We start from the raw sequence: 12930 nt of genomic DNA on the forward strand, positions 1-12930 counted from the left end.
TAATCTAGGCGCGTTTGAACACCGCGACCAGTTCAACGTGAGGTGACCAGCGGAATTGATCTACCGGCGTGACCTCACCCATTTCATAACCGCCGTCGATCAATGTCCGCGCGTCTCGGGCAAATGTTCCCGGGTTACAGGATACAGACGCGATGACCGGAACGCTGGACGCTGCCAACTGCTCCACCTGCGCGGCAGCACCGGCGCGGGGCGGATCTATCACGGCAAAGTCATAGACTTTGAGATCCTGCGGCAGAAGCGGGCGGCGAAACAGGTCACGGCGGCTGGACACCACCGGCTTTAGGCCCTGAAGGTTGCGCACTGCCTGATCGAGCGATGCAACAGCACCGCCATCACTGTCAAAGGCGTCCACTTTGGCAAGGCGCGCCATCGGCAGGGCGAATGCACCACATCCTGAAAACAGATCAACAGTTCTCTTTGGGCGCTTGAGGCCCTTCAGCGCCTCCATCACCTTGCCGCGCAACACGGCCTCGGCTGCTTCAACCGCCTGCAAAAAGCCGCCCGCAGGAGGCGTACAGGCAAGTCCGTCAAACAAAATTACCGGATCCAGCCATTGAGCCACCGGCTCACCGTTCCACGTCAGTCGTGCAAGACCTGCTGATTGACCGGCGGCAGACAGCCGCGACAACAGTTTTCCATCAAGCGGCTTGCCGGGCATTTCGACAGCAACATCGAGGCCGTTTTGGGTGGTCGTGACAGACACACGTGCTTCGCCACGCCGTGTCAGCCCGTCGGCCAGAAGCGTTTCAAGCTGAGGAATGGCGGCGGTAATAGCGGGATCAATCACCCAACAGCCGGGAACCTCGACGATGTGACCGGAGGATTTCTCATGAAAACCCAGAACAACGCCCGAACTGTTACGCCGGGCGGCGAATACCGCGCGGCGACGCGAGCGGGGCGGCATACAAACGGTGCTGGCAACATCAGCGTCTATGCCCCGGTGGGCCAGAGCTGTAACAATCTGGTCGCGTTTCCAGTCGGCGACAAACCTATCATTGAGGTGTTGCAGGGTGCAGCCGCCACAGTGGCCCGCGTGGTTGCACGGTGGCGTGACCCTGTGGCTGGATGCTTCGTGTACGGCAACAATTTTTGCGCGGGCACCGTCTGTGTTGAGTGACACCACATCGCCAGGGGCCGCACCGTCCACAAACACAGGCTGGCCATCAACCAGCGCAACGCCGTCGCCCTTGTGGGCAAGCTCGGTGATGGTAACTTTATCCATCCCGGCGTGCACCAAGAAGAAACTCGATATTGCCGCTTCCGCCTGCAATCGGGCTCTCAACGCATCCCGTAACGGTCCATCCGTCAAGGGCGGCAACTGCGTCACTCACGGCGGCTATGGAGGCGCGTCGGGCGTCAACATCCTTGACGATGCCGCCCTTGCCTATTGCGCCGCGTCCAACTTCAAACTGTGGCTTGACCAACACCACCAGTCGCGAGACTGGCGCCGCAAAGGTACACGCGGCAGGCAGCACTTTTGTAGCTGAAATAAACGACACGTCGCACACGATGAGGCTGACCGGATCAGGCACCTGCGCGGCGGCAAGCGTACGCACATCCTGACCTTCAAGGGACACCACTCTGGGATCGCCGCGAAACTTGGCAGACAGTTGGTCGTGGCCCACATCCACCGCATAGACCAGCCTCGCGCCGCGCGACAACACAACATCGGTGAAGCCGCCGGTGGAGGCGCCAACATCGAGCACGGTCATGTCTTTGCAGGGAATACCAAACTGGTCCAGCGCATGGGCAAGCTTAAGACCGCCACGTGAGACATAGGGGATGGAGGGGTCATCAAGAGATATCTCAAAGCCGGGGTCTGTTTCCTGCGCGGCTTTCGTCACGACAGCACCAGCAACGCGAACCCTGCCCGCCTTGATTTCTGACTGGGCCCGGGCGCGCGACGGTGCCAGTCCGCGTTCTACAAGCAGAAGATCAAGCCTCACGGGATGTGCGCTCCGGAAACGAAGGCCGGGCCGGGCAACAATGGTGTGTGCCTGAAAATCAATCGTCGTCCATGTGGGCTGCTGCGGTGCCCTTGGCGGCACCCGAAGCGTCGAGGGTGATTTTCTCGACCTTCATTTCGGCTTCCCGGAGCTTGGCCTCGCAGTGCGACTTGAGGGCTGTGCCACGCTCATACACCTGAATTGATTTTTCGAGGTCCACGTCGCCACCTTCAAGCTCGCTGACGATTGTCTCAAGCTCTTCCAGCGCGGCCTCAAAAGACAACTTCTTGATATCAGCGGGGATTTTGTCGGCCATTGGATTATTCCAGCAGGTTTTAGGTCAGGAAGGATAAGCGTTAGGCAGCCATCAGGGCTGCAACATGGGCGCCCGATGCGCTGGCAAGCGCTTTCAGGTCGTAGCCCCCTTCAAGTAGCGAGATGACGCGGCCTTCGCAATGGCGGTGCGCGGTTTTGCATAATTGCTGCGTAATCCAGGCATAATCCTCATCTTCGAGGTCCATTTGCGCCAGCGGGTCGCGGCGGTGGCCGTCAAACCCCGCAGATATGACAATCAGATCCGGCGCAAAGGCATCAAGAGCGGGCAAAATACGATCCTGATAAGCGGCGCGAAACATCTCACCGTTTGCATGGGGCGGCAACGGCGCGTTGACGATGTTGCCAGCGATGCCTGTGGTCGCCGCATCGCCAGTGCCGGGATACAGCGGGTGCTGATGGGTAGACGCATAAAAAAGCGTTGCATCATTGATGAAGGCTGCCTGCGTTCCGTTGCCGTGATGAACATCAAAATCAACAACAGCCACACGCCGGGCACCATGACTGACCTGCGCATGACGCGCGGCAATGGCCGCGTTGCTGAAAAAGCAAAAGCCCATGGCGCGCTCAGGCTCCGCATGGTGGCCGGGCGGGCGGATCGCACAAAACGCATTTTTGACCGCACCGGACATCACCTGATCCACCGCCTGCACCCCGGCACCTGCCGCCAGCAATGCGGCGTGCGCCGTGCCGGGTGACATGACCGTATCCTCGTCCACAAATGTGTAGCCATCGGCGGGAACTGCCGCCATCACGGCATCTATGTGCGACTGCGGATGGATACGCAGCAGATGCTCAGCGGTAGCAGGTACTGCCTGCAGACGCTCAAGATCAGAAAACTGACCGTGTGACAGCGCATCGATCACCGCGCGCAATCGCGCCGGACTTTCAGGGTGGCGCGCAGGCGGTGCATGTTGTTTGCAGTCGGCATGAGTAATGAGCAGCGTGGTCATTCAGCCATTGTGCCTTAGTTGCGGAAGGCCGCAAGCGGTGAGTTGCTTCCGGCTTACTCTAATCAGCAGCGTTGGCCCGTGCTGTGACCCTGCGCTCATAGCGCGCCACGCCGTCGTCGCCCAAAAACCGCCGGGCAACGCCCCGACCTATGAGGCAGTTGAGGTGGGCGAGGCTTTCGCCGGTGGCCATGTGGACCAGATCGTCGGTGATGGGGCGGCGGAACAGCGCGCCGAAAACCTCGTTGGCGCGTTTGGGCTGCTGCAGCATGTCTTCGAGTTTGCCCAGGTCTTCCTCGTGCTCATCAATGAGTGCCTGGAGGCGCACACGCAGGCCATAGAACGGCTCGTTGTGGGCGGGGCCGACGAGGGTATCTTCGGGCAACTGGTCGCGGATGCGGGCGCAGCTTTCCAGCCAGTCGGTCAGCGGGTCGGCTTGTGGCTCCGTTGGGTGGACGCTGATATTGGACGAGATGCGTGGCAGCACCTGATCACCGGACAGTAATACGCCTGCCTCAGGGCACCACAGGCAAATATGCTCAGGCGCGTGGCCACGGCCAACGACCATGTGCCAGGTCCGCCCGCCGATCTCGATTTCGCCACCACCGACCATGCGCCTGAAGCTTTGGGGCAGAGTTGAAACGTGCTGACCAAAACCGCCAAAGCGGCGTTTGTAGGTAGCGATCTGCGTGTCGTTGAAGCCGGCTTCGCGGTAAAACCGCACGCCTTCTTCGGGGGCTTCCGTACCCGTATCCAGAACCAGGTTGCGGCACATGAGATAGTCCGTGCGCGACATCCACAATTCCACATCGAGCCGGCGGCACAGCCACCCGGCAAGCCCTACGTGGTCGGGATGCAGATGGGTGACAATCACCTTGCTGACGGGGCGGCCCTGCATGGTGCCGGTGAAATGCTGCTCCCAGATGTCGCGCACCTTGGAGGTGTTGACCCCGGTATCAACGATGACCCAGCTATCGCCATCCTCAATCAGATACAGATTGATATGGTCCAGCGTGTAGGGCAGCGGCATCCGCAGCCAATGGATACCGGGCGCAATTTCCACTGTGTCGCCGGGTTCGGGTGCGATTTTCCTGCCGAAGGGGTAGGTGATCTCGGCAGGCGATTGGGGGCGATTTGTGTCGGACATGGGTGCTCCTGTTGGCCTCAGGGGTACGTGACGTTGACGTTAGCGTCAACGCACGACGTCCGCGTCACGAGGCCAGCAGGTTTGTGTCCAGCGCATAAAGGGCAGCGGCCCCCGACGTCACCGGGCTCTTGAGACCGGCAGCCTGCGGCAGAATATTTGTCGCGTAAAATGCTGCCATATCCACACGCGCTGCCAGATAGGCGTCATCTCCGGCAGCAGGGTGCGCCTTCAGCGCACCCTTCGCCAGATAAGCGCCGCCAGCTACAGTGCCGATCATCTTGAGGTAGGGCGTTGCGCCGCCCAGGGCATCCGTTGCTTCGGTCTTCAAAGCTTCCAGCAGCCAGTCCGTTGTTTCGCGCAAAGTGGCATTCGCAGTCGCAAGCTCGCGACCGATGGTGACAAGCTTCTCGTCGTTGGACGCCGAGCAGGCCTTGGCAGTTTCATCAATCTCATCCAGAAAATCCGCAATCACGGAACCGCCATCAAGCGTCAGCTTGCGACTGACAAGATCAATGGCCTGTATGCCGTTTGTGCCTTCATAGATTGGTGCAATGCGGCTGTCGCGCAGGTGTTGGGCGGCGCCTGTTTCTTCAATGAAGCCCATGCCGCCGTGAATCTGGATGCCGATGGAAGCAACATCTACACCCACATCGGTTGAAAAGCCTTTGGAGATCGGTGTCAGCAACGCCGCACGGCCCTGCCCCCATTTGCGTTTGGCGTCATCGTCGCCATTGTGTTCAAGGTCCAGCGCTACGGCATTGGCATAGCAGATACCGCGGGTTGCTTCCGTCATGGCTTTCATGGTCATCAACATGCGGCGTACATCCGGGTGGTCGATGATGGCGGAAGGACCGTCCGGTTTATCCGTGTACGGTGTAAATGCCTTGCCCTGTTTGCGCTCCATCGCATAGTCCAGCGCCTGCTGGTAGGCGCGCTCAGCAATGCCGACGCCCTGCATACCGACATTGAGCCGCGCGTTATTCATCATGGTGAACATGCAGCGCATGCCTTTGTTTTCCTCACCAATCAGCCAGCCGATGGCACCCTCGTTTTCGCCATAGGCCATGACGCAGGTGGGGCTGGCGTGAATGCCGAGTTTCTTTTCAAGGCCGATGCATTTGACATCGTTTGCCGCACCCAGCGACCCGTCGTCGTTGACAAAATATTTGGGTACCAAAAACAGCGACACGCCTTTGGTGCCTTCCGGTGCATCCGGCAGGCGGGCCAGCACGAGGTGGATGATGTTCTCCGCCATGTCATGGTCGCCCCAGGTGATATAAATCTTGGTGCCCCTGATCTTGTAGGTGCCATCACCCTGCGGCTCGGCCTTGGCCTTGAGCGCGCCCACATCAGAGCCCGCCTGTGGCTCGGTGAGGTTCATGGAGCCGGTCCATTCACCGGACAGGAGCTTGGGCAGATACTTTTCGCGCAATGCCTCTGACCCGTGCTGCGTGAGGCTTTCAACCGCACCCTGGCTCAGCATCGGGCACAGGCCAAAGGCCATGTTGGCCTGGTTAATATATTCCTGAACTGCCACTGCGAGAGACAGCGGCAAGCCCTGCCCGCCATAGTTCACGTCACCGGGGATAGAGCACCAGCCGGCTTCAAACCACTGCTTGTAGGCATCCGCAAAACCATCCGGTGCCTTGACGCCGTCTGCTTCCAGACGGGCGCCTTGTTGGTCGCCGGTCCAGTTGAGGGGGGCCAGCAGATCGCCTGCCATGCGCCCGGCCTCTTCCAGCACCTGCTCGATCAGATCAGGCTCCAGATCGGGGAAGGCCTTGCTGCCGCATAGCTCTTTCAGTCCGGCAATCTCGTTGAGGGCAAAAGACATGTCGCGAACGGGCGGGCGGTAGGTCATGGGAGTCTCGTTTTTCAAGGGACGTATGAGGCAACAGATAGCAGAAATGGCCGCCATATCCACCTTCGGGGCAATTGGCTGACTTTCGCAGTAGCGCGGGGCATGGCAGGTTGCGGCCATGATCGCCTCTCCACCCCTTCCTGATGAGCACAGCATGGCGCGCGCAGCACAGATTGTGTGCGCTGGCGGCCTTGTAGCCATGCCCACAGAGACCGTGTACGGGTTGGCAGCGGATGCCACCAATGACACCGCCGTGGCGGGTATCTTTGCCGCAAAGGGGCGGCCTACCTTCAACCCTTTGATAAGCCACGTGGCGGATATGGGCATGGCCCGGAAGCTCGGTGTCTTCGACGCCGCCGCCGTGGCTCTTGCAGACGCCTTCTGGCCCGGCCCGCTGACGCTGGTTTTGCCACGACACGCCGCCTGTCCTGTTTCGCTGCTGGCCTGTGCGGGTCTGGACACGATTGCTATCCGCATACCCCGCCACCCTGTCGCCCACGGACTGATCGAGCGCGTGGGCAAACCGCTGGCAGCGCCAAGCGCCAACCCCTCAGGTGCCGTAAGCCCCACAACGGCGGACCATGTGGCCGCCGGGCTGGGCACCAAAGTCGGGATGATACTCGACGGCGGGCCATGTGAAATCGGCCTGGAATCCACGGTTGTCGCAGTAACTGACGGCACCGTCCGGCTGCTTCGGCCCGGCTCTGTTACCAAAAGCGAAATCGAGGCGGTTGCCGGCAAACTGGCGGCGACGGCGGACAACGAGGATGTTGTGTCGCCGGGAATGCTCATGAGCCATTATGCACCCACATCTGCCGTGCGGTTGAATGCAAAGGGCGCCGGCGATAATGAAGCTCTGCTGGCATTCGGGCCGCACGTGCCTGCGCATGACGGCCCGATGCTGAACCTCAGTCCGGCTGGTGATGTGGTGGAGGCTGCGGCCAATCTGTTTGCAATGCTGCGATTGCTGGATGGCCGCGCGGCTCAGGGCATAGCCGTGATGCCGATACCCGCGCACGGTGTGGGCGAAGCGATAAACGACAGACTTGCGCGCGCTGCGGCCCCTCGCCCGGACGCGCCATGACATGCTGCACGACAGGGCCTTTGACGACCGGCACAATCGGCTCTAGGTGAGTGACATGACCGTTGCCATACCTTCACCTGAGACGCTCAAACGTCTGGCACATGCCGCCGGGCCCGGCGGCGCGCTTGTTGCCGGGCACGACGATATTGAGCGCTATCTGGTTGAGTGGCGCGGCATATATCGCGGCACGGCCCCGCTGGTGCTGCGCCCTGCTTCCACGCAGGCTGTGGCGGACATCGTGCGTATTGCGCACGAAACGCGCACAGCGCTTGTGCCGCAAGGGGGCAATACCGGGCTTGTAGGCGGGCAGATACCTGATGTGTCCGGCGCCCAGATTGTTGTGTCGCTGGAGCGCATGAAAGCCGTACATGGCGTGGATGCCCTCAACAATACGGTGACAGTTGATGCAGGCTGCACGCTTGCTGCCATTCAGGATGTGGCGCGCGAGAATGACAGATTGTTTCCGCTGAGCCTTGCGTCCGAAGGCTCGTGCCAGATTGGCGGCGTCATTTCCACCAATGCAGGGGGCACGGCTGTGCTTCGATACGGCTCGATGCGCAGCCTTGTGCTGGGACTGGAAGCCGTGTTGCCGGACGGGCGCATCTGGAACGGGCTTTCAGGACTGCGCAAGGACAACACCGGCTATGACCTGACGGCGCTGCTCGCGGGCGCGGAAGGCACACTTGGCATTATCACGCGGGCAGTGCTGAAACTGTTTCCGGCACCAAAGGCCACTGAAACAGCATTCATCGCGGTGCGCGATCCACAGGCCGCGGTGGAGCTTCTTGTGCAGTTACAAGACGCAAGCGGCGGGCTGGTTTCAACCTTCGAGATCATCAGCCGACAGGGATTTGAGCTGGTACTGGCGCATTTCGACGGCGCGATGGACCCACTCTCGCAAGCGCATGAGTGGTATGTGCTTGCGGAGCTGACAGCCGGGACCGACGGCTGGTTACGGCATGTGCTGGAAACCTCTCTGGCAACCGCGATTGAAAACGAGATGGTGGCGGACGCTGTGATTGCAGAGAGCGAAACGCAGCGTATGGCTTTGTGGGCGCTGCGTGAAAACATGTCAGAAGCGCAAAAGCTGGAAGGCGCCAGCATCAAGCATGATGTGTCGGTTCCGGTGTCGCAGGTGCCAGCATTTCTGGCGCAGGCGACGCAGGCTGTAACCCAGGCCCTGCCGGGGGTGCGTCCGGTGCCGTTTGGCCATATTGGCGACGGCAACATTCACTTCAATCTTAGTCAGCCGCGCGACATGGATGGCAAGGCATTTTTGGACCAATGGCAGGCCATGAACGACCTTGTACATGGTGTGGTGGCGTCGCTCGACGGGTCGATTTCTGCCGAACACGGCATTGGCACGCTCAAGCGCGACGAAATTACCCGCTACAAGTCTGACGTGGCGCTGGATGCGATGCGGGCCATCAAAAAGGCACTTGATCCGCACGGGATCATGAACCCCGGCAAGCTGATTTAGGCGCTTTTGCCGCGCAGTCCGGCAATCGGAATATTGCGCAACGGGGCAATCAGCACCTTGTCGATGCGGGTGCCATCCACATCCATGATCTCGAAACGGTAGCCGTCCCAGATAAACTCATCGCCTTCTGTGGGAAGGCGGCCAAAGAAATGCAGCATCGCTCCGGCAAGCGTGTTGAAGTCTTCCTTATCTTCACCCGGCAGCGAACGCAGTCCCAGAACCTCTTTCAACTCATCAACGGTAGCACCGCCTTCAACGAGGAAACTGCCGTCGGTGCGGGTGGTGAAGGCGATGCGCGGCGCGCTTCCGTCACTGGTAATGTCGCCAACCATGGCGCGGAATATTTCCGCCAAGGTGATTGCACCCTGCACCTCACCGAACTCATCAACCACCAGCGCCATGAACTTGTTTTCAGACTGCATGGTGCCCAGCACCTGCAAAGCCTTTGCCGTTTCAGGCACATAAAGCGGCGCGCTCATGTTTGCGAACAGATCAAGCTCCATTTCCTCCGGCAGGGCTGCCAGCAGGTCTTCCGCGCGGATGACGCCGATGGGTTCGCGCCGGGGGCCGCGCCCCACCACATAGCGCATGGACTGCGCCTCGCGGATGACCTCCGCATTCCTGGCAAGCGGGGCTTCAAAGTCCAGCCACGGCACCTGACGGCGCGGCGTCATGATGTCGTAGGCCATTTTATCGCCAAGGCGGAAGACGCGGTGCACGATGTCGCGTTCGACATCCTCGATGGCCCCCGCTTCGGCACCCTCAATCACAAGCTGGCGGATTTCCTCTTCTGTTACCTGACTGACCGGCTCCGCTGAAATGCCCAAGACTTTCAACGTGAGATCGCTCAGCACAGACAGCAGATTGACCAGCGGACTGAAGATACGCGACAGGCCCAGCATCGGCCGGGCGATACCGCTGGCAATGTATTCAGGATTGCCCAGCGCAATGCGTTTTGGCACCAGTTCCCCGATGACGAGCGTCAGGATGGTGACAAAAACCACCACCAGACCAAGGGCCAGCGGGGCGCCGTAGTCGCCGATGAACTCAACGCGGCCCAGCATCTCGCCAAGCGGCTGCGACACTGTGGCTGCCCCGAACGCGCCAGACAATACGCCGATCATCGTGATGCCGATCTGGACGGTTGAGAGAAACCGTTCTGGCTTTTCGCGCAGCCTGGCAGCCACTTTTGCGCCTGCGGCCCGCCTGTCGCCGTCGGCTATGGCCTGCAGGCGCGCCGAGCGCGACGAGACAACCGCCATCTCCGACAGGGCGAAGAAGCCGTTCAATCCTACCAGCGCTAGAAGAATGATGATGTCGAATGCCATCGAGAACCCAAGCCGACCCTATGCAATCAATATAGGCACTTGTAACGTGATTTGCTCGTTTTTGCGGGCCTGCCCGCTAATAAGCGCGAAGGAGCACGCAAAAATGGCTGAAAACCGAATACCCGCTCCAACCGAGTCCCCTCCTATCGGGTTCCGCGAGGCAACGCCAGCGGACAGAGCTGTTGTAACGCAGATTTGGGAAGCGTGCGGACTGACACGGCCCTGGAATGACCCGGACGCGGATTTTGATTTTGCGCTCGCAGGCCCCTCTTCAACAATTCTTGTTGGCGAGGTAACTGCCGGCAAGACGCCTGAAATTGTTGCAAGTGTCATGGTTGGTCATGACGGGCATCGTGGTGCTGTCTATTACGTCAGTGTGGCGCCGACGCTCCAGACAGGCGGCATTGGCCGGGCTGTCATGGTGGCAGCTGAAAACTGGCTACGGGCTCGTGATGTACCCAAGCTCAACCTGATTGTCCGCGGCGACAACACCCAGGCACTGGGGTTCTACGAGCGGCTTGGATACATTGTGGAGCCGAACCGGCAGTTGGGGCGCAGGCTGGACGACTAGAAAAGCGACATCTGAGGATTGGCCTGCGCGGGCGACGTTTTGTCTTCAAAGTCATCTGTGTCAGCTGGCTCCTGAATGCCGGCATCATCATTGGCAACAGCGTTCGCGCGGCGGGACACCGGGACCACGTCCAGCAAATTGTCCGCAGCCGGAGTAATAAGCGATAGTGCGTCGGCAGTTCTGGTTTCAGTCGTGTCGAGCCAGGTGTCCCAGCTTCCTGCTTCCAGAATAACCGGCATACGGTGATGCAGCGTCATCAGCGTGGTGTTGGCGGTGGTGGTGATGATGCTGCAACTTTCAAGTTCGGATCCTTCGGCTGAGTGCCAGTGTTCCCAAATGCCTGCAAAGGCCATGACGCCTCTGTCTCGACGGCGAATGAGGTGGGGCTGCCGGAAGCCCGTTGCCTGCGCTTTCCATTCATAAAACCCGTCTGCGGGCACCAGGCACCGGCGGCGCTTGAAGGCGGAACGGAAAGACGGCTTCTCAGACACAGTTTCACCGCGCGCGTTGAACAGCGGTTTGGTGCCCACTTCCTTGGCCCAGTCCGGCACGAGTCCCCATCGCACCAGCACGAAATGCCGCTGGCCATCAGCATCCTGCCGGATGATCGGCACGGGCTGGGTGGGCGCAATGTTGAAGCGGGGCGGAAAATTGGGCTGTTCGGCATATCCGAATACAGCACGCATGGCGTCCGGCGGCAGGGTCAGGGCATATCGTCCACACATGGCTGCAATCTTATGGATGGTTCCTTAACCGCTCCAGTTTTAACTGCCATGCCTTGGTGCGGATATGGCAAATCAGTCTATGGTATCTCGCAGCGCCAGTTATTTTCCGGAGATCATGATGCGATTTGGTATCTCACTGTCTGCCCTTATTGCTGCGGTTCTGGTGGCCTGCGGCCCTGTTCTCGCGCAGGAGTCCACGCCGATTGACGAAAGGCGCAGCGGGCCGTTTGTGATGACAGATGCATCGCTGGGCGCACTCCTGGAAGATGGGTTCGAAGTTAAGGGGATGCTGGGCGGTGCTATTGTGCTGGTAAAGGATGCAACGCTGTATAGCTGCGCGCTGGAACCCGATACCCAGGCATTAACCTACAAGACCCGGTTTGCCTGCTCTGTTCTGGACGAAATCACGCCACAGCCCACATCTGAACAACAATAACCCTCACTCAACCGGCAGTAAGCGTCAGGTAAGGGTGTGTTGATAGTGTGCAACCTTGGGTGGCACTGTCTACACCATGGAGGCACGGGCAAAACCTGATGAGCGGTACGAGCACCAGCGCAAACCGGCACGACGGACGCCCCCAACGCATGGGCTGGCCCAAAACGCTTGGGCTGCTGGCGGCTGGCCGCAACATCAACCCTGAAACGCTGCTGGCCACCGATTATCTCAATCACTTCAACGAGATTGTGATGCTCATCGACATGCTGGCCGATATGCCGGACTGCATCGGTGATATTCAGGCATGGGAGCCGCTTTCATATTGCGAGCATTTTGAGCGGTCGCATTTTGCGGACAGGGATCTGGCAGTTCTGGCCTATGAGAACGCACCGACCAAGCATCGCGAGCCATTTGATATTGTCGTTGCGCAGGCAAACCGGGTTGCACGCGAAGCGACGCAAACACTTGCCGCTGCTGTTGCCGAAGATGCATCCGGCAAAATTGCGGTCCTTGGGGCGCAGTACGCCGGAATGCTGCGACGGCTCATCGACATGGCCAGTGGTATCATCAATGGCAATGGCCTGCGTATGGACCAACGGGAAATTGACGCCATACTGGCGCAATGATCGCTGCCGCTTCATCCGCTGTCATCAGGGCCGCCAGCATCGCCGTCATGCGTGATGGAGACGTGCTGCTGGTACAGCGCGGTCGGGGTGCCGCCTTGGGTATGTGGGCGTTTCCTGGCGGGCGGATAAACGATGACGAAACCGCAGATGAAGCGGCGTTGCGCGAGCTGTTTGAGGAAACGGGCGTCACGGCCCGCATAACCGGCGTGCTTGGGCACTATCGCTTTGCAGCAGCTCCGGGTGCGACGCTCACGCATCTGACCGTTTTCAGGGGCACCCACCAATCGGGCGACGCACGTGCCGGTGATGATGCGCAGGCCGTTTTGTGGGTGTGCCCGCAAGATGCTTCAACGCTTGCGCTTGCAGACAATATGGCGGACGCGCTTTCGCGGTTATAGTGACGGCGAAAACACTTTTCAAAA

14 protein-coding genes are annotated in these 12930 nt (G+C 60.0%); 6 read left to right on the forward strand and 8 right to left on the reverse strand.

What is annotated here, in order from left to right; all coding sequences use genetic code 11:
* Nucleotides 1-4: 4 nt before the first annotated feature.
* The 6 genes from RIB87_RS10310 to RIB87_RS10335 form a co-directional block, all read right to left on the reverse strand.
* On the reverse strand, nt 5-1243 hold the full coding sequence (locus RIB87_RS10310; protein WP_350146241.1) for a class I SAM-dependent RNA methyltransferase: 1239 nt from the start codon (nt 1241-1243) through the stop codon (nt 5-7).
* Complete coding sequence (locus RIB87_RS10315; protein ID WP_350146243.1) at nt 1236-1967, reverse strand: TlyA family RNA methyltransferase; 732 nt, start codon at nt 1965-1967, stop codon at nt 1236-1238. The genes RIB87_RS10310 and RIB87_RS10315 overlap by 8 nt, the downstream gene beginning before the upstream one ends.
* Nucleotides 1968-2025: 58 nt before the next feature.
* The gene (locus RIB87_RS10320; RefSeq protein WP_350146245.1) at nt 2026-2283 is read right to left on the reverse strand and encodes an exodeoxyribonuclease VII small subunit; all 258 of its coding nucleotides are present in this window, start codon (nt 2281-2283) and stop codon (nt 2026-2028) included.
* A gap of 40 nt (nt 2284-2323) precedes the next feature.
* On the reverse strand, nt 2324-3253 hold the full coding sequence (locus RIB87_RS10325) for a histone deacetylase family protein (RefSeq protein ID WP_350146247.1): 930 nt from the start codon (nt 3251-3253) through the stop codon (nt 2324-2326).
* Nucleotides 3254-3311: 58 nt separating this feature from the next.
* The gene (locus tag RIB87_RS10330; protein ID WP_350146249.1) at nt 3312-4397 is read right to left on the reverse strand and encodes an MBL fold metallo-hydrolase; all 1086 of its coding nucleotides are present in this window, start codon (nt 4395-4397) and stop codon (nt 3312-3314) included.
* Between the two features lie 64 nt (nt 4398-4461).
* Nucleotides 4462-6258, reverse strand: coding sequence for an acyl-CoA dehydrogenase family protein (locus RIB87_RS10335; RefSeq protein ID WP_350146251.1), 1797 nt, complete (start codon nt 6256-6258; stop codon nt 4462-4464).
* A 118-nt stretch (nt 6259-6376) separates the two neighbouring features.
* On the opposite strand from RIB87_RS10335, the gene RIB87_RS10340 reads away from it, so the two are divergent.
* On the forward strand, nt 6377-7342 hold the full coding sequence (locus RIB87_RS10340) for an L-threonylcarbamoyladenylate synthase (RefSeq protein ID WP_350146253.1): 966 nt from the start codon (nt 6377-6379) through the stop codon (nt 7340-7342).
* A 55-nt stretch (nt 7343-7397) separates the two neighbouring features.
* Entirely contained in the window at nt 7398-8822 is a 1425-nt protein-coding gene (locus RIB87_RS10345; RefSeq protein ID WP_350146255.1) for an FAD-binding oxidoreductase, read from the forward strand.
* On the opposite strand, the gene RIB87_RS10350 is transcribed toward RIB87_RS10345, so the two are convergent.
* Nucleotides 8819-10150 (reverse strand): hemolysin family protein, encoded by a 1332-nt coding sequence (locus RIB87_RS10350; protein WP_350146257.1) that lies wholly within the window; start codon nt 10148-10150, stop codon nt 8819-8821. The two genes, RIB87_RS10345 and RIB87_RS10350, sit on opposite strands and share 4 nt — an antisense overlap.
* A 103-nt stretch (nt 10151-10253) precedes the next feature.
* Between RIB87_RS10350 and RIB87_RS10355 the strand changes: the two genes are divergently transcribed.
* Nucleotides 10254-10721: a GNAT family acetyltransferase gene (locus RIB87_RS10355; RefSeq protein ID WP_350146259.1), complete on the forward strand. Its 468-nt coding sequence runs from the start codon at nt 10254-10256 to the stop codon at nt 10719-10721.
* Here RIB87_RS10355 and RIB87_RS10360 read toward each other — a convergent pair.
* The gene (locus tag RIB87_RS10360) at nt 10718-11446 is read right to left on the reverse strand and encodes an SOS response-associated peptidase (RefSeq protein WP_350146261.1); all 729 of its coding nucleotides are present in this window, start codon (nt 11444-11446) and stop codon (nt 10718-10720) included. The genes RIB87_RS10355 and RIB87_RS10360 overlap by 4 nt on opposite strands.
* A gap of 115 nt (nt 11447-11561) precedes the next feature.
* Here RIB87_RS10360 and RIB87_RS10365 point away from each other — a divergent pair, with 115 nt between their 5' ends.
* From RIB87_RS10365 to RIB87_RS10375, 3 genes are all read left to right on the forward strand, one after another.
* Nucleotides 11562-11882, forward strand: coding sequence for a hypothetical protein (locus RIB87_RS10365; RefSeq protein ID WP_350146263.1), 321 nt, complete (start codon nt 11562-11564; stop codon nt 11880-11882).
* A 98-nt stretch (nt 11883-11980) separates the two neighbouring features.
* Nucleotides 11981-12508 carry a hypothetical protein gene (locus tag RIB87_RS10370; RefSeq protein ID WP_350146266.1) on the forward strand — a complete coding sequence of 176 codons (528 nt, stop codon included), beginning with the start codon at nt 11981-11983 and terminating at the stop codon, nt 12506-12508.
* Complete coding sequence (locus RIB87_RS10375) at nt 12505-12906, forward strand: NUDIX hydrolase (RefSeq protein ID WP_350146268.1); 402 nt, start codon at nt 12505-12507, stop codon at nt 12904-12906. Before RIB87_RS10370 ends, RIB87_RS10375 begins: the two co-directional genes overlap by 4 nt.
* Nucleotides 12907-12930 lie beyond the last annotated feature (24 nt).

The organism is Pyruvatibacter sp. (assembly GCF_040219635.1).
Taxonomy (GTDB): Bacteria; Pseudomonadota; Alphaproteobacteria; order CGMCC-115125; family CGMCC-115125; genus Pyruvatibacter.